The organism is Escherichia sp. Lx600-2 (assembly GCF_036662595.1).
Classification (GTDB): domain Bacteria; phylum Pseudomonadota; class Gammaproteobacteria; order Enterobacterales; family Enterobacteriaceae; genus Escherichia; species Escherichia coli.
Map to the genome: position 1 here is coordinate 12,134 of NZ_JAYQWM010000008.1, position 18,065 is coordinate 30,198.

The 18,065-nt window shown below is 52.5% G+C and carries 16 protein-coding genes and 1 other annotated feature; of the genes, 4 read left to right on the top strand and 12 right to left on the bottom strand.

The window, feature by feature from the left end; genetic code table 11:
- Positions 1-198: 198 nt before the first annotated feature.
- Positions 199-1,875 carry a YbaL family putative K(+) efflux transporter gene (gene ybaL / locus OQV04_RS04650; protein WP_000546224.1) on the top strand — a complete coding sequence of 559 codons (1,677 nt, stop codon included), beginning with the start codon at positions 199-201 and terminating at the stop codon, positions 1,873-1,875.
- A gap of 93 nt (positions 1,876-1,968) precedes the next feature.
- On the opposite strand, the gene OQV04_RS04655 is transcribed toward ybaL, so the two are convergent.
- Together OQV04_RS04655 and gsk are read right to left on the bottom strand one after the other, a co-directional pair.
- On the bottom strand, positions 1,969-2,421 hold the full coding sequence (locus OQV04_RS04655; protein WP_032280413.1) for a hypothetical protein: 453 nt from the start codon (positions 2,419-2,421) through the stop codon (positions 1,969-1,971).
- A 127-nt stretch (positions 2,422-2,548) separates the two neighbouring features.
- Positions 2,549-3,853, bottom strand: a complete 1,305-nt coding sequence (gene gsk, locus OQV04_RS04660) for an inosine/guanosine kinase (RefSeq protein WP_000671574.1) — start codon at positions 3,851-3,853, stop codon at positions 2,549-2,551.
- A 151-nt stretch (positions 3,854-4,004) separates the two neighbouring features.
- Here gsk and aes point away from each other — a divergent pair, with 151 nt between their 5' ends.
- Positions 4,005-4,964, top strand: coding sequence for an acetyl esterase (gene aes / locus OQV04_RS04665; RefSeq protein ID WP_032280412.1), 960 nt, complete (start codon positions 4,005-4,007; stop codon positions 4,962-4,964).
- Here the strand turns inward: aes and hemH are convergent.
- From hemH to OQV04_RS04705, 8 genes are all read right to left on the bottom strand, one after another.
- Positions 4,961-5,923, bottom strand: a complete 963-nt coding sequence (gene hemH / locus OQV04_RS04670) for a ferrochelatase (RefSeq protein WP_032280411.1) — start codon at positions 5,921-5,923, stop codon at positions 4,961-4,963. The genes aes and hemH overlap by 4 nt on opposite strands.
- 131 nt (positions 5,924-6,054) lie before the next feature.
- Complete coding sequence (gene adk, locus OQV04_RS04675; RefSeq protein WP_001220233.1) at positions 6,055-6,699, bottom strand: adenylate kinase; 645 nt, start codon at positions 6,697-6,699, stop codon at positions 6,055-6,057.
- Positions 6,700-6,879: 180 nt separating this feature from the next.
- Entirely contained in the window at positions 6,880-8,754 is a 1,875-nt protein-coding gene (gene htpG, locus OQV04_RS04680) for a molecular chaperone HtpG (RefSeq protein ID WP_000678201.1), read from the bottom strand.
- A gap of 109 nt (positions 8,755-8,863) precedes the next feature.
- Positions 8,864-9,469: a recombination mediator RecR gene (gene recR, locus OQV04_RS04685; protein ID WP_001195025.1), complete on the bottom strand. Its 606-nt coding sequence runs from the start codon at positions 9,467-9,469 to the stop codon at positions 8,864-8,866.
- Positions 9,469-9,798, bottom strand: coding sequence for a YbaB/EbfC family nucleoid-associated protein (locus OQV04_RS04690; protein WP_000467098.1), 330 nt, complete (start codon positions 9,796-9,798; stop codon positions 9,469-9,471). Before OQV04_RS04690 ends, recR begins: the two co-directional genes overlap by 1 nt.
- 52 nt (positions 9,799-9,850) lie before the next feature.
- Positions 9,851-11,782, bottom strand: coding sequence for a DNA polymerase III subunit gamma/tau (gene dnaX / locus OQV04_RS04695; protein ID WP_032280410.1), 1,932 nt, complete (start codon positions 11,780-11,782; stop codon positions 9,851-9,853).
- Positions 10,454-10,518, bottom strand: a sequence feature (DnaX frameshifting element). Its footprint overlaps the gene before it by 65 nt.
- Before the next feature lie 128 nt (positions 11,783-11,910).
- A complete protein-coding gene (gene apt / locus OQV04_RS04700) occupies positions 11,911-12,462 on the bottom strand; it encodes an adenine phosphoribosyltransferase (RefSeq protein WP_000127356.1) in 552 nt (183 codons plus the stop codon).
- 152 nt (positions 12,463-12,614) lie between these two features.
- Positions 12,615-12,992 carry a DUF454 family protein gene (locus OQV04_RS04705; RefSeq protein ID WP_001188905.1) on the bottom strand — a complete coding sequence of 126 codons (378 nt, stop codon included), beginning with the start codon at positions 12,990-12,992 and terminating at the stop codon, positions 12,615-12,617.
- A gap of 69 nt (positions 12,993-13,061) precedes the next feature.
- Between OQV04_RS04705 and priC the strand changes: the two genes are divergently transcribed.
- Together priC and rsmS are read left to right on the top strand one after the other, a co-directional pair.
- Positions 13,062-13,589 carry a primosomal replication protein N'' gene (gene priC / locus OQV04_RS04710; protein WP_000844874.1) on the top strand — a complete coding sequence of 176 codons (528 nt, stop codon included), beginning with the start codon at positions 13,062-13,064 and terminating at the stop codon, positions 13,587-13,589.
- Between the two features lie 13 nt (positions 13,590-13,602).
- Entirely contained in the window at positions 13,603-13,767 is a 165-nt protein-coding gene (rsmS, locus tag OQV04_RS04715; RefSeq protein WP_000051151.1) for a pleiotropic regulatory protein RsmS, read from the top strand.
- 38 nt (positions 13,768-13,805) lie between these two features.
- Here rsmS and mscK read toward each other — a convergent pair whose 3' ends face one another.
- A complete protein-coding gene (gene mscK / locus OQV04_RS04720) occupies positions 13,806-17,165 on the bottom strand; it encodes a mechanosensitive channel MscK (RefSeq protein WP_032288159.1) in 3,360 nt (1,119 codons plus the stop codon).
- 127 nt (positions 17,166-17,292) lie between these two features.
- Positions 17,293-17,940: a multidrug efflux transporter transcriptional repressor AcrR gene (gene acrR / locus OQV04_RS04725; protein WP_000101737.1), complete on the bottom strand. Its 648-nt coding sequence runs from the start codon at positions 17,938-17,940 to the stop codon at positions 17,293-17,295.
- Positions 17,941-18,065: the final 125 nt, after the last annotated feature.

An 18,065-nucleotide genomic window follows, 5' to 3' on the forward strand; every position in this document is an offset into this window, starting at 1 on the left:
TACAGTCGCCATAAGCCTTTCCTCTGTTAAACCGCCTTCTGTTTTCCGATCCGTGCTTTTTTTGCAGCTAATTCCATTTTTCTGCAAAATTCAATAATTATTCATGAACATCATCAATGAAATTGTCATAAACTATTACCTGTAATTTTGGTTTTCCCGGCCAAAAATGGACAATAACCACCAGGAAAAGGAGACGGAATGCATCACGCCACCCCGCTTATCACCACCATTGTTGGCGGCCTTGTGCTCGCCTTTATCCTCGGCATGCTGGCCAATAAACTACGTATTTCTCCTCTGGTGGGATATCTGTTAGCGGGTGTGCTGGCAGGACCATTCACTCCGGGCTTTGTTGCCGATACCAAGCTTGCGCCGGAACTGGCTGAACTGGGCGTCATTCTGTTGATGTTTGGCGTGGGTCTGCACTTTTCGCTGAAGGATTTGATGGCGGTAAAGGCCATCGCCATTCCCGGCGCGATCGCCCAGATAGCCGTGGCGACGCTGCTGGGTATGGCGCTCTCTGCCGTGCTGGGCTGGTCGTTAATGACCGGTATCGTGTTCGGTTTATGTCTTTCCACCGCCAGTACCGTGGTGTTACTGCGCGCACTTGAAGAACGGCAATTAATTGACAGTCAGCGTGGGCAAATCGCCATCGGTTGGTTGATTGTGGAAGACCTGGTAATGGTTCTGACGCTGGTGTTGCTGCCCGCAGTGGCAGGAATGATGGAACAGGGCGATGTGGGCTTTGCCACTCTTGCAGTCGATATGGGGATCACCATCGGCAAAGTGATCGCGTTTATCGCCATTATGATGCTGGTAGGTCGCCGTCTGGTGCCGTGGATTATGGCACGCAGCGCGGCAACCGGTTCTCGCGAGCTGTTTACCCTGTCGGTGCTGGCGCTGGCGTTAGGGATTGCCTTTGGTGCGGTAGAGCTGTTTGATGTCTCCTTTGCACTCGGTGCGTTCTTTGCCGGGATGGTACTGAACGAGTCTGAACTGAGTCACCGTGCCGCCCACGATACGCTGCCATTGCGCGACGCGTTTGCGGTGCTGTTTTTTGTCTCCGTCGGGATGTTGTTTGATCCGTTAATTCTGATTCAGCAACCGCTGGCAGTGCTGGCGACGCTGGCGATTATTCTGTTTGGTAAGTCGTTAGCCGCATTTTTCCTGGTGCGACTGTTTGGTCACTCCCAACGTACGGCATTAACTATCGCCGCCAGCCTGGCGCAAATTGGTGAGTTCGCGTTTATCCTGGCGGGACTGGGCATGGCGCTGGATCTGTTGCCGCAAGCCGGGCAGAACCTGGTACTGGCAGGTGCGATTTTGTCGATTATGCTCAACCCGGTCCTGTTTGCGCTGCTGGAGAAATATCTGGCGAAGACCGAAACGCTGGAAGAGCAGACGCTGGAAGAGGCAATCGAAGAAGAGAAGCAGATCCCAGTGGATATTTGCAACCATGCGCTACTGGTTGGTTACGGTCGTGTAGGCAGCCTGCTGGGGGAGAAATTGCTCGCCTCTGATATTCCGCTGGTGGTGATTGAGACGTCACGAACCCGTGTTGATGAGCTGCGAGAGCGTGGGGTCCGCGCTGTATTGGGCAATGCGGCGAACGAAGAAATTATGCAACTGGCGCATCTGGAATGTGCAAAATGGCTGATCCTGACGATTCCCAACGGTTATGAAGCAGGCGAGATTGTGGCGTCTGCCCGCGCGAAAAACCCGGATATTGAGATTATCGCCCGCGCCCATTATGACGATGAAGTGGCGTATATCACCGAACGTGGCGCGAATCAGGTAGTGATGGGTGAGCGTGAAATTGCCCGTACTATGCTGGAACTGCTGGAAACGCCACCGGCGGGTGAGGTGGTGACGGGGTAAACGGTGGTTGCCGAATGTAGAATATGAAAAATATGTAGGCATGATAAGACGCGCCAGCGTCGCATCAGGCATCGAGAGCCAAATGCCAGATGCTTATACCGCGTTGGGAGTAATCAATTCCGAGGCTTCGTCCCATGAAATGAAGCCCTCTTCCCACCAGGTACGATCAAGCAGCCCTTTGTCTGGCTGAATATTTGCAGCATCTTCCTGAAAATAGCGGCAGGCTCGTTCGCGGGCCTGCTCCGCCAGTTCGGCAGTGGTATAAATACCGAGGAAGACGTAATCATCAGCCTCATCGTCACGAATGTGCCACAGGCTGTAAACCATCGGCTCGACGGGATCGTCTGCCTGTGTAACGGGAAAATCACCCCAGAGATCCTGGTTAAGAATGTATTCAATAAACTGAAAATTTTCCGGGGAATCCACAAAACCTGGCTTATTTTCCACGTCCTTTTTGCCCTGCAAAGCCCGTTCATAACGGGTGTAAATACCGATTTCTTTCATATCGCCAAAATGCGTATGTTGCAGATACCATACTTTTTTCATTCTATGCGTCCATGTCAGAAGTAAAAAAAGACGCCGGGATTGCCCTGTTTGGATAAATCGCATTGCCGGATGCGATGCTGGCGCATCTTATCCGGCCTACGGGTGCCATTTGGTTACATCCGATGAGTTAACGATCCCAGTAAGACTCTTCCAGACTGTCTTCACGCTCCGGCAAGCCGCGCGTTAAACGAGGTGAATGCTGGTTCAGTACCTGATAGCTCACACGGTTAGCATATTTACACACCTGCGCTAACGATGAATAAGTTAACCAGGTGAATTTATGTTTGCTGGAGTTTGGTACGTTGCTACGGTGGTAGCTGTTGGCGGTAATGTCATGCAGCAACGCTGCCAGTGCGCCATCCCCTGCTCCGTTGGTGTTCATGATTTTTTCCGGCCCGCCCATGTACGGCGCAATGTGCGAATAAACGCGCAGCGGATTCTGGCAATCCTTGTGGCGCATGGCGCGGCTAAACTCATACTGGTTGAATTCCGCTATAGCGCCCGGCAGCAGCGGATGCTGGGTTTTACGTTTCGCTTCGTCTTCGGTAAAGCCCGCCATATACAAGCCGATTGGCCCGGCGGTGCACAGCACCAGATCTACCCAGTCCAGCGCCTTGTCAGATGCCAACAATGGATCGCTTTCTCCGGTCAACGCTTCGGCTTCATCTTCGTTCATCGCAAGGATAGAAACGTGGTCTTTGAGGAATTGCTGCCACCACTGCGGATTCTCTGCAATGACAAACTTGGTGCCCAGCGTCAGCACCACCGGTACGTTATATTTCTTCGCGTACTCAATGGCTTTCATAGTTGCTTCCGGCATGGGTTCACCCGGCTTGCAACGCACCAGATAAGAGGTGAGAACCAGAGCCGAGGCTCCGGCAATCACATCTTCCGGAATACTTTCAGCCCGCAGCTGGTTCATGTGTCCAGGGCTGATAGCAAAGGTACGTTCCCCGGACTCGCCAATCAGCGTAAAGCAACGACCAATCGGGCCATCCACGCCTTGTAGATAGTTAAGATCGGTACGGCTGGAGGTGTTACACAGGTAACGATAGGCATAGCTGCCAATTTCAATATTGCTGCACATGACGCCCAGCAGCACCGAACGGTCGTCCGCGAGCACCGAGTAGTTATGCATGGTGTTACCAATGGTGCCACCCGCAAACTGATGGGTAATCAGGTTTTTCTGTTTTAGTTCCTGATAAAGCGCTTCGGCTACATCATCCTCAATCACCAGTGAATGCCCGGCGCTTAATCCATAACGCTCAATGAATTCATCATCCACTTTCGCTTCAATATCGACCAGCGTTTGATCGATACCCACTACCCAGGCGGCGCTGGTTTCGTTTTCTGGCTGGAATTGCTGAAGCAGCGGATCGCGTGCATTTACGGGGAAGTAATGTTTGGATTTACGTTTACCGGGAAATTTCATGGTTGTTTTTACGGGTGGTTAACTGAGCGGCGAATGTTAACACAATCTGACGGGAGCGCGCGAGACGCAGCCAGTTTCAATATCAGCAGGCGGGATCGCATTTTCATGGCAGTGGTTCCTTACAATGACGTAATTTGAAAGGAGTTTTTGTATGAAGCCGGAAAACAAATTACCTGTTCTGGACCTTATTTCTGCTGAAATGAAGACCGTTGTGAATACTCTTCAGCCGGATTTACCGCCCTGGCCCGCAACAGGAACGATTGCTGAGCAACGACAGTATTACACGCTTGAGCGCCGATTCTGGAATGCGGGCGCTCCAGAAATGGCAACCAGAGCTTACATGGTTCCAACAAAATATGGGCAGGTGGAAACACGTCTCTTTTGTCCGCAGCCAGATAGCCCAGCGACGCTATTTTATTTGCATGGAGGCGGTTTTATTCTCGGCAATCTCGATACCCACGATCGCATCATGCGCCTGCTGGCAAGCTACAGCCAATGTACGGTGATTGGTATTGATTACACCCTTTCACCTGAAGCGCGTTTTCCGCAAGCGATAGAGGAAATTGTGGCTGCCTATTGTTATTTCCACCAGCAGGCGGAGGATTATCAAATCAATATGTCCCGCATTGGCTTTGCCGGTGATTCCGCAGGTGCCATGCTGGCGCTCGCCAGTGCGTTGTGGTTGCGTGATAAACAGATCGATTGCGGTAAAATTGCGGGTGTTTTGCTGTGGTATGGGCTTTACGGATTACGGGATTCCGTGACGCGTCGTCTGTTGGGCGGTGTCTGGGATGGCTTAACGCAACAGGATTTGCAGATGTATGAAGAGGCGTATTTAAGCAACGACGCGGACCGCGAGTCGCCGTATTACTGTCTGTTTAATAATGATCTCACTCGCGAAGTTCCGCCCTGTTTTATTGCCGGGGCGGAGTTCGATCCGCTGCTGGATGACAGCCGTCTGCTTTACCAGACGTTAGCGGCGCATCAGCAGCCCTGTGAGTTCAAACTCTACCCAGGCACGCTGCACGCCTTTTTGCATTATTCACGGATGATGAAAACCGCCGACGAGGCTCTTCGCGACGGCGCTCAGTTCTTTACCGCTCAGCTTTAGCGATACGCGGCAACAAGATTAGCCATCATTTCGATATGTTCCGGCGTGGCATTAAGCGCCGGAATATATTCATATTTTTTCCCGCCGGCACCGAGGAAGACCTCACGGTTTTGCTCGGCAATCTCTTCCAGCGTCTCCAGACAATCCGCAGCAAAGCCCGGGCACATCACCTGAATATGACCTACGCCTTTTTCTCCGAGCATTTTCAGCGTTTCGTCGGTATAAGGCATCAGCCAGGGTTCCCGACCAAAGCGCGACTGAAAGGTCATCATCACTTTTTCCGGTGCCATCCCTAATGCGGAAACCAGTTCACGAGTCGTTGTGCGGCAACGTTGCGGGTAATCATCGCCTTCATCTGCATAACGCTGGGGAATGCCATGATAAGAGAGCAGCAGCAGATCCGGTTCGCCATGTTTGGCAAAAGAAGCGCGTACGCTGTTCGCCAGTGCATTAATGTAATCGTGGTTATCGGCGTAATCACGTATAAACGATATCCCCGGAATGCTACGTTTGCGCGCCAGAATGCGTGCCAGTTCATCCCATACCGCACCGACCGTTGAACAGGAGAATTGCGGATAAAGCGGCAGCACCACAATATGATCTACATGCTCTGCCAGTAGTTCATCTACGGCGCTTTCCAGTGATGGCGAGCCGTAGCTCATTCCCAGCGCTACGGGCGTCTCCGGTAAACGTTGTGCCAGCGCCTGCTGTTGCTGGCGGCTGTAAACCATCAGCGGCGAGCCACCTTCCATCCAGACAGAGGCATACAGCTTCGCCACACGCGGCGAGCGCAGCGGCAAAATCACGCCGCGCAGCAATGGCCACCATAACAACCGTGAGGTATCAACCACGCGTCTGTCGCTTAAAAATTGTTTCAGATAGCGTTTTACCGCTTCAGGTGTGGGGGCATCGGGCGTACCCAGGTTTGCCAGCAGGATACCGGTTTTAGTCTGACGCATTACCGCCTCTTATCGATTCAACTTGTTGATAATTGTAGCGGAAAAGTGAGGAAGAAGAACTAATTGCTGTGAGAGGTATTGCCTGAGGTGGATGAGCAGACCTGCCCGAAAGCAGATCTGCTGCGGCTTGATTAGCCGAGGATTTTTTCCAGATCAGCGCGAACTTCAGCAACCGGCTTGGTGCCGTCAACTTTCGCGTATTTGGTATTACCCGCTTCCGCTTCTTTGGAGTAGTAGCCGATCAGCGGTGCTGTCATCTGATGGTATTCAACCAGACGTTTACGTACGGTTTCTTCCTGATCGTCTTTACGGGTAGTCAGTTCTTCACCGGTAACGTCGTCTTTGCCTTCTACTTTCGGCGGATTGAATTTAACGTGATAAACACGACCAGACGGCGCATGAACGCGGCGGCCTACGATACGATCAACAATCAGTTCGTCCGGTACGTCGAATTCCAGAACGTAATCAACATTGATGCCCGCTTCTTTCATCGCGTCTGCCTGCGGAATGGTACGCGGGAAGCCGTCCAACAGGAAACCATTACGGCAGTCTTCCTGAGCAATGCGCTCTTTAACCAGCGCGATCACCAGTTCGTCGGTAACCAGTTTGCCAGCATCCATAATGTCTTTTGCTTGTTTACCCAGCTCGGAGCCAGATTTGACCGCAGCACGCAGCATATCGCCAGTGGAGATTTGCGGAATACCATATTTCTCCATGATGAACTGAGCCTGAGTCCCTTTCCCCGCGCCCGGAGCGCCAAGCAGAATGATACGCATTGCGAAAATCCCCTTAAAATGTGTCGATTTTTTTGAAAAAGCGATAAACGATACCACCAACAGGCGATTGCCTCAAGAAAGGCACCTGAGGCTGAAACGGTTAATGGCGAGATAATTTGCGGAAAGTGCAGATGATGAAAAGAAAAATGCCGGATGACACGAAGGTCATCCGGCATTACATCAGGAAACCAGCAGCTGGTTCATACGACGAATAAACAGGTTCGGATCTTCCAGCGTGCCGCGTTCTGCCAGCAGCGCCTGATCCAGCAGCAGTTCTACCCACTCGCTGAACTTCGCTTCATCTTCAGTATCTGCCGCACGTTTCACCAGTACGTGATCCGGGTTCAGTTCGAAGATGTATTTCACTTCCGGCACTTTCTGGCCCGCTGCGGCAAACAGTTTCGCCATCTGAGTGCTCATTTCGTCCGCATCAGTAGAGACAATCGCTGGCGTATCGGTCAGACGGTGAGTCAGACGGACATCTTTCACGCGCTCGCCGAGCAGGGCTTTCACACGGTCGATGAACGGAGTCAGTGCTTTCTCCGCTTCTTTCGCGCTCTCATCAACTTCGTCAGCCAGTTTTTCCAGCGACTCGTCAACTTTAGACACCGACTGGAACGGTTTACCGTCGAACTCAGTCAGATAGTTCATCATCCACTCATCGATGCGGTCGGAAAGCAGCAGAACTTCGATGCCTTTCTTACGCAGCAGTTCCAGGTGCGGGCTGCTCTTCGCTGCCGCGTAGCTGTCTGCGGTGATGTAGTAGATTTTCTCCTGCCCTTCTTTCATGCGGGAAACGTAGTCTTCCAGAGACACGGTCTGCGCAGAAGAGTCAGTATGGGTAGAAGCAAAACGCAGCAGTTTCGCAATCGCTTCCTGGTTAGCGAAATCTTCCGCCGGACCTTCTTTCAGTACCAGGCCAAACTGTTGCCAGAAGGTCTGGTATTTTTCGGCGTCGTCTTTCGCCAGTTTTTCCAACATTTGCAGCACACGCTTGGTCAGCGCATTGCGCAGGTTACGGGTTACGGTGCTGTCCTGGAGGATTTCACGGGAAACGTTCAGCGGCAGATCGCTGGAGTCAATCAGACCACGCACGAAGCGCAGATAGTTCGGCATGAACTGTTCTGCGTCGTCCATGATGAACACACGCTGAACATACAGTTTCAGGCCGTGTTTATGATCGCGGTTCCACATATCCCACGGAGCCTGGGACGGGATGTACAGCAGGCTGGTGTACTCCTGCTTACCTTCAACGCGGTTGTGGCTCCAGGTCAGCGGATCGTTAAAGTCGTGGGCGATGTGTTTGTAGAACTCTTTGTACTCTTCATCGGTGATTTCCGACTTGTTACGAGTCCACAGCGCCTGCGCTTTGTTAATTTTCTCCCAGGAGATAACGGTTTCGCCGTCTTTCTCTTCGCGTTTTTCGATCTCTACCGGCAGCGCGATATGGTCGGAGTATTTGCTGATGATGGAACGCACGCGCCAGTCATCGAGGAACTCGTCTTCGCCTTCACGCAGATGCAGGGTGATTTCAGTGCCACGATCTTCTTTGGTGATGTCGGCAACGGTGTATTCACCTTCGCCAGCCGATTCCCAGAAGACGCCGTTTTCTGGTTTTTCGCCTGCCGCGCGAGTACGCACGGTCACTTTGTCGGCCACGATAAACGCAGAGTAGAAACCAACACCAAACTGACCGATCAGCTGACTGTCTTTCGCCTGGTCAGAACCCAGCGATTCAAGGAATGATTTGGTGCCGGATTTAGCGATAGTCCCCAGATGGTCAATCACTTCGTCGCGGGTCATCCCCACGCCGTTATCGGAAATGGTCAGCGTACGCTTGTCTTTATCGAAAGAGACACGAACGCGCAGTTCGCCATCACCTTCGTACAGGTCCGGGTTAGAGAGCGCGCGGAAACGCAGCTTGTCCGCCGCATCGGAGGCGTTAGAGATAAGCTCACGCAGGAAGATTTCTTTATTGGAATAGAGAGAATGGATCATCAGGTGCAGAAGCTGTTTCACTTCTGACTGAAAACCACGAGTTTCTTGTCCTTTCATGTAGGTCTACCTCAATAATGCCATTTTAAGGTTAAAAACAGGATGAGGGAGAGATGGGGACAAGGGAGAATAATTTCAAGCGAGAGCAGGTGATCCTGCTCTCGTTTGCTTAAAAACGAATCTTATGACGCCCGGCAAGGGAGTGTGACAGCGTGGTGCCATCGACCATTTCCAGCTCGCCGCCAACCGGTACGCCATGAGCGATTCGGCTGGCTTCCACGTCATATTGCGCGCAAAGCTCGGCAATGTAGTTAGCGGTAGCTTCACCTTCAACCGTAGGGTTGGTGGCGAGGATCACTTCAGTGATTTTTTCCTCTGCCAGACGCTGTTCCAGACGATCAAGGCCGATATCATCCGGACCGATGCCGTCCAGCGGTGACAGATGTCCCATCAACACAAAATAACGACCTGAAAACTGCCCCGTCTGCTCAATGGCGTAAATGTCCGCCGGACTCTCCACCACGCAGATTTGACCGTTTTCCTGACGACGCGGATTTGAACAGATGTTACAGACTTCCTGTTCAGTGAAGGTGCGACAATCGGCGCAGTGGCCGATTTCCGACATCGCCCGGGTGAGCGCCTGCGCCAGACGCATCCCGCCGCTACGATCGCGCTGAAGCAGCGTGAACGCCATACGCTGCGCCGACTTCGGGCCAACGCCCGGCAGACAGCGCAGTGCTTCCATAAGCTGTGTTAACAGCGGGCTGGTTTGCATCAGAACGGCATCTTAAAGCCAGGCGGCAGCTGCATTCCGGAGGATACAGAAGCCATTTTTTCTTTCTGCGTTTCTTCAATACGACGTGCTGCGTCGTTGAATGCTGCAGCCACCAGGTCTTCCAGCATCTCTTTGTCGTCTTCCAGCAGGCTCGGGTCGATCTCTACGCGACGGCAGTTGTGTGCACCGTTGATGGTCACTTTTACCAGACCTGCGCCAGATTCGCCGGTGACTTCCAGCTGCGCGATCTCTTCTTGCATTTTCTGCATTTTTTCTTGCATCTGCTGGGCTTGCTTCATCAAGTTACCCAGACCGCCTTTACCAAACATAGGTTTCTCTCTCAATCACGTTAAGGATGACGAACGTAAGCTGTGCTTACGATCAAATGGGGCGGATACTTTCTTCATCCAGCTCCGCATCGAAAAACCGACGCAGGGTCTGAATATTATTATCCGCAATAATGGACTCGCGCGCCTGCGCAAGTTTTTCTTCGTATATCGCCTGACGCCACTCCAGCGGCGTACGCACCGCGGGATTATCATCTTCAACGATAGTCAGTTCAACCGTTGAACCTTTTAACATGCTCAACGCTTCAGCCAGTTTTTGCTGTGCACCGCGGTTGTTCAAATGCCGCTGAGAGGAGCGCAAATGCAGACATACTGCGTTGTCGCTCTCCTCTTTCCAGGCATTTAACGCCACCTGTTCGACCAGTTTTGGTAGCGAAAGTTGGCTCACCTGTGCCGCCCACGGGTCGCGCTCAATGGCTTCTGCCGCTAGCTTCGCCGCCAGTTCCGGCGTTTTTTCATGTTCCAGCGCTTTTTTCAGCGCCTTCGGCGTGGCGACCACTTCTTTTTGCTGCATCACCGGAGTGGTCGCCTTCCAGCGATACGCTTCTTTTTTGGCTGGCGCTTTTTCCAGCGCCGATGGCACCGGACGCGCCTGAACGCGATCGGTGACCGAAGCCAGTCTTTCCAGCGCAGCGTTATTCACCGGCCGCGCGCGGGTAGCGGCTGCCGGTTCACTCTTTTTTGCTTTGGTTGCTCCCTGCACGCGCTGCAACTGCTGGCGCGCCGCCAGCACCTGGCTGGTGGTTTCCGGGAGCGGTACAGTCGGTGCCTGCTGCGGCGCTGATTGCGGTTGCGGCGGCACCTGGGTTGGCGTCATTACTGCCATTGGCGCGACGGGTGCAAAGGACTGGCGTGGCACTTCTGGCTCAGGCAGCGGCATACGCGGATGGAACGCCAGCGCGCGCAGCAGCGTCATCTCAACGCCCATGCGGCGGTCCGGCGCATACGGTAATTCTTTGCGACCAATCAACAGCGTCTGATAGTAAAGCTGAATATCCGTCGGCGGTATGGTGCGCGCCAGTTCACGCATCCGCAGCTCGATGGCGGCCATGTCGTTGCCAAGTGCAGCAGGCGAAAGTTGTACCATCGCAATACGATGCAACAGGCCGAGCATTTCCACCAGCAACGCTTCCCACTCGATACCACGGGCAGCGGCTTCATTAATCAGCGCCATTACGCGCTCGCCGTTGGCCTCGACCATCGCTTCAACCAGCGACAGCGCCTGATCGTCGTCAAGCGTACCCAGCATCGCACTGACCGCCTGGGTTGAAACCTGGCCGTCACCGCTGGCAATCGCCTGGTCGGTCAGACTTAAGGCATCTCGCAGGCTGCCTTCAGCGGCGCGCGCCAGCAATTGCAGCGCCCGCGGCTCGTGAGCGATATGTTCTTCGTTGAGGATGTGCTCAAGCTGATGGCGAATTTGCTCGACATCCAGCGCCTTGAGATGAAATTGCAGACAGCGTGACAAAATCGTCACCGGCAATTTCTGTGGATCGGTCGTCGCCAGCAGAAACTTAACGTGCTCCGGCGGCTCTTCAAGGGTTTTTAACAGTGCGTTAAAGCTGTGACGCGACAGCATATGCACTTCGTCGATGAGATAAACTTTGAAACGACCACGCGCCGGAGCGTACTGGACGTTATCCAGCAGGTCGCGAGTGTCTTCAACTTTCGTGCGCGAGGCGGCGTCGATTTCAATCAGATCGACAAAGCGCCCCTGCTCGATTTCACGACAGTTATCGCACACGCCGCACGGCGTCGCGGTAATGCCGGTTTCGCAGTTTAGCCCCTTCGCCAGCAGTCGGGCGATAGAGGTTTTTCCGACGCCACGGGTGCCGGAAAAAAGATAAGCATGATGAATACGCCCTAACGACAAGCCGTTCGCCAGTGCGGTCAGCACATGTTCCTGGCCGACGACGTCAGCAAAGGTTTGTGGGCGCCATTTTCGGGCTAAGACCTGATAACTCATTGGCAGGCTCTGAAACGCTGGAAGGTGGATTCACGAAGGGGTAATGCTAACACAGCCCCGTCAGAACGGCGAGGCTGAATGCACATCTTGTGCTGTCCGTAGCGTGGGCAGCACAAGACTGGCGATAATTAATGGCCCGGGAACGGGACAAGGCTGTAGCTGGTAATGCCCTGTTTTTCGAGACGCTGTTCGCCGCCGAGATCGAACAGGTTGATAATGAACGCAGCGTCAGCCACTTCACCACCCAGACGACGGATCAGTTTAACGGTCGCTTCGATAGTGCCGCCGGTTGCCAGCAGATCGTCCACCACCAGAACTTTGTCGCCCGGTTTGATGGCATCAACGTGGATTTCCAGCTGATCGGTGCCGTATTCCAGATCGTAAGTTTCACTGATGGTTTCACGCGGCAGTTTGCCCGGTTTACGGACCGGTACAAAGCCAACGCCCAGACCCAGAGCTACCGGAGCGCCAAACAAGAAGCCACGCGCTTCGGTGCCGACAACTTTGGTAATGCCCGCATTTTTGTAACGCTCAACCAGCAAGTCGATGCTGAGAGCGTAAGCTTTCGGGTCTTCCAGTAAGCTGGTGACATCGCGGAAAAGAATGCCGGGTTTTGGGTAGTCCTGAATGCTTTTGATGCTATTTTTGAGATACTCAAGCTGCTGTGCAGTCGCGGTCATAAGTGTATGCCTGCTTGTTACGGTGGTACTCACGGCGCGTTTTAAACGTATCAAAAGTAACAGTTGTTTAACCTTTGACCGCCTGCGCCTGTGCTCGAAAACGCCAGAATGTACTGGCTGTACGCAATAATTGCAACTGCGATTGTTGTGCTTCAGTGCTTTTCTTGCTTTTCATCAATCACCGGAATTCGCCACATATAGAAAAGCAAACAGGCGAGAATTACCAGCAACATGATGCGCACCCATGGCATCTGGACGAACCACAGAGAAATGGCAAACGTGAGCAAAATAAGCAAAATCGCCCGCGGTTTGACGCCGCGCGGCATCGCATGATGTTTCTGCCAGAAACGTAGATAGCTGCCAAACCATGAGCGGTACAGCAACCAGGCGTGAAAGCGCGGGGAAGAACGGGCAAAGCACCAGGCCGCCAGCAGGATAAACGGCGTCGTCGGTAATACCGGTAATACCACGCCCAGCGTACCCAGCACTACCGCCAGCCAGCCAATGATGATTAAAATGATTCGTTGCATATTGAGTGTTGTCAGCTTACAGAGTGGCTACTTTAGCATAACAATTATCATTTTCATTGAGGTCTTATCGTGAAAACCGCCCTGCTGCTGGAAAAACTGGAAGGACAGCTCGCTACGCTGCGTCAGCGTTGTGCCCCGGTGTCACAGTTCGCCACGCTAAGTGCTCGTTTCGACAGGCATCTTTTTCAGACTCGTGCGACAACACTACAGGCTTGTCTCGACGAGGCGGGCGATAATCTGGCTGCGCTTCGTCATGCAGTTGAGCAACAGCAACTGCCGCAAGTCGCCTGGCTGGCAGAACATCTGGCGGCGCAACTGGAAGCCATCGCGCGTGAAGCCTCCGCCTGGTCATTGCGCGAGTGGGACAGTGCGCCACCGAAAATTGCCCGCTGGCAGCGTAAACGTATTCAGCATCAGGATTTTGAGCGGCGGCTACGTGAGATGGTTGCCGAACGCAGAGCCCGCCTGGCGCGGGTGACCGATCTCGTGGAACAGCAAACGCTGCATCGTGAAGTGGAAGCCTATGAAGCGCGCCTGGCACGCTGTCGCCATGCGCTGGAAAAAATCGAAAACAGGTTAGCGCGTTTAACCCGCTAGCAATGGAGAGAGTATGTCACTGGAAAATGCCCCTGACGATGTCAAACTGGCTGTCGATTTGATTGTGCTGCTGGAGGAAAATCAGATCCCTGCCAGTACCGTGCTGCGCGCGCTGGATATTGTAAAGCGTGATTATGAAAAGAAGTTACAGAGCGATGAGGCTTCACAAAGCGAGTAAAAAATAAAGGGCGGCATCACTGTCGCCCTTTATTGTCCTTACCCTACCGCTGGCGTCGGGTCGTCGCCTTTGTAGTCGCGTTTTACTTCCGTCACCTCGCCCTTCTCGTTGTGCAGATGCACTTCAAGCTGGTTAAAGGCAATGTTGATGTCGTTTTCACGGCACAGCTGATCGATAGTACGGTTCAGCTCATCGACAGTACGGCTACGGTCACGCAGTTCACGCACATACAGACGCAGCTCATGATCCAACGTGCTGGCACCAAACGCCGTAAAGAAGACTTCCGGCATTGGTTCGTGCATCACCCTTGGGTGCTCAGTCGCCGCCTTCAGTAACACTTTACGCACTTTTTCCAGATCGGAGCCATAGGCCACGCCGAGACGGATCACCAGACGCGTAGTAGTGTCAGTCAACGACCAGTTGATCAGACGCTCGGTAACAAACGCTTTGTTCGGGATGATCACTTCTTTGCGATCGAAATCGGTAATCGTTGTCGCACGAATACGGATCTTACTTACCGTCCCCGAGAAGCTACCAATGGTTACCGTATCGCCAATACGCACCGGACGTTCGAATAGAATGATCAAACCGGAGACGAAGTTACCGAAAATTTCTTGTAAACCAAAACCAAGACCTACGGATAATGCTGCGGCCAGCCACTGGAGTTTATCCCAAGAGACGCCCAGCGATCCGAACACCGTCATCGCACCAACGGCAATAATGATGTAGTTAAGGATGGTAGTAATGGCATACGACGCGCCCTGGCGCATATTCAGTCGCGAGAGCACCAGCACTTCCAATAAACCAGGCAGGTTGCGAATCAACGCCCAGGCCACCATTGAGGCGATAATCGCAAACAACAGACTGCCCATGGTGACGTTTTTCACCACCGCAGCGCCAGCTTCAGTGCCGTTGTAATGCCAGAGCGTGATGCTGTCGAGATAGCTGAACACGGTGATCAAATCGGACCAAATTGCCCAGAACATGACACCGAACAGCGCAAACATCAGCAACATGGTAATACGCAGCGTCTGCTGGTTAACCTGTTCCAGTGCAATGGTGGGTTCTTCCGGCGGTTCGGCACCTTCTGCGCCCTCTTTCACCAGATTCTGCCGACGCGCCAGCGCACGACGCCAGGCGATACGCCGCGCCGCTACGCTTAAGCCGCGCAATACCGTCTGGTAGAGCAAGTTCCAGATGATCACCAGATAAACGGTTTCAATCCAACGCCCGGAGAGGCGCAGCGTGGTGTAGAAATAACCCGTGGCAGTCAGCACCATCAATGCAATCGGGATAATCGACAGCACGGTAATGGTGACCAGTCGCATGGTGTGCGACTCTTTATCACGCCAGCTTTCGCGGCACATTGGCCATACCAGGAAGGCAATCAGCAGCAGGTTGAAGAAAATCATCGCCTGCCCCAGCACATCATCCATCAGATGCAGCGGGGAAAGTTCTGCTACCACAGACCAGAAATGGATAGGCAGCAATGCGAGACTGATGCGGACAATTTGCCGACGCCAGTGGCTGGTCTGCTGTTCCGGCATGCCGAAGTGACGCACGGCAACGCCGTTCTTCTCTAGTACCTTCCAGCACAGGCCAAACACCAGCCAGAAAATCGCCAGTTTTTTACTGAACGACCATAGCAGTTCGCTGATGTTGAGCTGCATGGTCAACAGAATCAGGCCAACCGCGAGAATAATCAGGCACACCGGCAGTGCACGGATCAGGTCGATAAGGATCGCTTTTGGTGTGTTGAGCTGGCTGTCGTTACGCAGGGAACCCACAGCGGAAGCCAGTTTTTGTTGATACGCTTTCAGCCACCCCAGACGCCAGTGGATCAGCCCGGCAATCAACAGCAGCGGCAAACCAGCGAGGAAAGCGATAAAAACGGCGGGCCAGGCTTTTTCCCAGTTCACCGTAATTTTCATCGACTTAAATTCATCTTTCAGGCTTTGCGGGAACGCTTTGATCCAGTCCCAGTCCATTGGACGGTTACTGTTCACCCAAAAGATTTGCTGAGTCAGGATGGATTTCAGGTTTTTCGACACACTCATTAACTGCTGCTGGTTGATTTGCAGGTTAATGGCCATCATCAGCTGGTTACCCAACTGTTTGTTGAGTTGATCCAGCAATTCGCGACGCATATCAACCACTTGCAATAACGCATCGTGAACTTCGCTGTTGACTTCGTTGGTGTGACCTTCTTCCAGTTTGTTGACGAACGCATCGCTCTGGAAGAGTGCATCACGCTGCTGGTTAACTTCAAACTGTTCGAGACGCAAATCCGCGATGCGGTTGGTCATGTTTTCCAGTTCATCCGCCGAGGGCAGCGTTTGTTGTTGCTGGTAAAGGATACGAGACAACAGCAGGCTGCCCTTCAGGACGGCAATCTGCTCTTTAATATTGCGTTCCGATTGCAGCGCCCGCTCCAGCCAGTTTTTGACTTTAATGTTTTGCTGCATCAACTGATTACCGTTTTCAGTCGCGGTAATCAGACGCTGACTTAACTGCTGGTTAATTTCCAGTTCCTGCTTCACCAGCGGATTAGCCTGAATACGCGCGGCTTCATCCGGGGAGACGGCTTCCTGCGCCGTTTTTTCGGTTAAAGTCAGGCGCTTGCTGTTTACCGCTTCTTGCAACAGCTGCAACTGGTGCTCCAGACGGGCGCTGTTCGCCGTCACGTAATCACGTTGCTTTTGCAAGGTATCCTGCAAGACGGTATTCCCTTCCAGGCTTTTACGCTGCTGGTCAATCTCCGCATTCAGCAACGCCTGCTGAGCCTGCATTAACACTTTCTGGCTGGGACGTAAGGCAGTCTCGCCGACATCAGTCCCATCCAGACGACTGCGAATTTGTTGCAGCTGCTGCGAAGCGTTATACATCGCATTTTGCACGCGTTCGGGCTGCGTCTGTAACGAAACCAGCTGGCTGTTATAAGACGCCAGATCGTTTTGTGCGTTTTGCAAATCGTCCAGCGCCTGGGCAACGCGAGTTTCCAGCTGGCGCAACGAAAGCGTGCTCAGAATATTGCGCGTTTCTTCGTCGTTATCGACATCGCTAAGTGCTGTTAACGCCGCGGTCGCCTGGCGCATTTTTTCCGGCGCTTCAGCGACTTTTTGCCGTAGCTGAACGGTCTCTTCTTTTACGCGATCGATTTTATCGAGGGTGGCTAATGTATCTGTCAGATCCTGCTGCACCAGTTTGTCCTGAGCAGAAAGATCTTTTTGTTTATTTAATGAGTCAAGTTGCGCCTGCAGGTCCGCTTTTGTCGGCAGATCACCATTCGATGACGCCCGCGCAAACGCCGTGTTCTGGCATAACAAGACAAAAACAAAAGCAATAAATGCTGAAAAAACAAAATGCCGTGATCGTTTGTAATACTGGAACATAGTCATGATGAATGAAGGTTTCTGAACCTGAAGAACGACCTGAAAAAGTCAAACCGCAAGAATATCACGACGCAGTGAACCAGAATAGCAACGACGAAAATGTCCAGGAAAAATCCTGGAGTCAGATTCAGGGTTATTCGTTAGTGGCAGGATTACGAAGCGTGGGGCACAGGAGATACATCTCCAGTAAGATGGCAACGTAATCGCGGGCTTCTTTTTTAAGATCAAAAGATTGCGGGGCAAAGAGCCAGTTTTCCATCAGGCCGGAAATATAGCCGCGCATAATAATTGCTGCGCGACGCGTCATTAAATCCGCAGGCAACATTTTCGCTTCAATACAATGTTTTAACGTTTGTTCTATACGGTCATAACTTTCCAGACAGAGATTACGTTGTGCCTGTTGCACAACAGCCATTTCTCCGACAAATTCGCATTTGTGGAATATAATCTCCATCAATAATCGACGCCGTTCTTCTGTCACCGTGGATTCAAGAACATGAATTAATATCTCTCTTAATACTGAGAGTGGATCGCCAGGGAATTTTGCCTGATACTCAAGCTCTAGTTCACCAATATTGGATTCTGACAGTTCCCAGATCTCACTGAACAAATCCGACTTGTCTTTAAAATGCCAGTAGATTGCACCGCGCGTAACGCCAGCTGCTTTTGCAATCTCGCCCAGCGAGGTGGATGATACCCCCTGCTGTGAGAAAAGACGTAGAGCCACATCGAGGATGTGTTGGCGCGTTTCTTGCGCTTCTTGTTTGGTTTTTCGTGCCATATGTTCGTGAATTTACAGGCGTTAGATTTACATACATTTGTGAATGTATGTACCATAGCACGACGATAATATAAACGCAGCAATGGGTTTATTAACTTTTGACCATTGACCAATTTGAAATCGGA

Excerpts from the sequence above, each read along its gene's own strand:
- ybaL (WP_000546224.1), top strand. The coding sequence starts at position 199 with ATGCATCACGCCACCCCGCTTATCACCACCATTGTTGGCGGCCTTGTG.
- OQV04_RS04655 (WP_032280413.1), bottom strand. The coding sequence starts at position 2,421 with ATGAAAAAAGTATGGTATCTGCAACATACGCATTTTGGCGATATGAAA.
- gsk (WP_000671574.1), bottom strand. The coding sequence starts at position 3,853 with ATGAAATTTCCCGGTAAACGTAAATCCAAACATTACTTCCCCGTAAAT.
- aes (WP_032280412.1), top strand. The coding sequence starts at position 4,005 with ATGAAGCCGGAAAACAAATTACCTGTTCTGGACCTTATTTCTGCTGAA.
- hemH (WP_032280411.1), bottom strand. The coding sequence starts at position 5,923 with ATGCGTCAGACTAAAACCGGTATCCTGCTGGCAAACCTGGGTACGCCC.
- adk (WP_001220233.1), bottom strand. The coding sequence starts at position 6,699 with ATGCGTATCATTCTGCTTGGCGCTCCGGGCGCGGGGAAAGGGACTCAG.
- htpG (WP_000678201.1), bottom strand. The coding sequence starts at position 8,754 with ATGAAAGGACAAGAAACTCGTGGTTTTCAGTCAGAAGTGAAACAGCTT.
- recR (WP_001195025.1), bottom strand. The coding sequence starts at position 9,469 with ATGCAAACCAGCCCGCTGTTAACACAGCTTATGGAAGCACTGCGCTGT.
- OQV04_RS04690 (WP_000467098.1), bottom strand. The coding sequence starts at position 9,798 with ATGTTTGGTAAAGGCGGTCTGGGTAACTTGATGAAGCAAGCCCAGCAG.
- dnaX (WP_032280410.1), bottom strand. The coding sequence starts at position 11,782 with ATGAGTTATCAGGTCTTAGCCCGAAAATGGCGCCCACAAACCTTTGCT.
- apt (WP_000127356.1), bottom strand. The coding sequence starts at position 12,462 with ATGACCGCGACTGCACAGCAGCTTGAGTATCTCAAAAATAGCATCAAA.
- OQV04_RS04705 (WP_001188905.1), bottom strand. The coding sequence starts at position 12,992 with ATGCAACGAATCATTTTAATCATCATTGGCTGGCTGGCGGTAGTGCTG.
- rsmS (WP_000051151.1), top strand. The coding sequence starts at position 13,603 with ATGTCACTGGAAAATGCCCCTGACGATGTCAAACTGGCTGTCGATTTG.
- mscK (WP_032288159.1), bottom strand. The coding sequence starts at position 17,165 with ATGACTATGTTCCAGTATTACAAACGATCACGGCATTTTGTTTTTTCA.
- acrR (WP_000101737.1), bottom strand. The coding sequence starts at position 17,940 with ATGGCACGAAAAACCAAACAAGAAGCGCAAGAAACGCGCCAACACATC.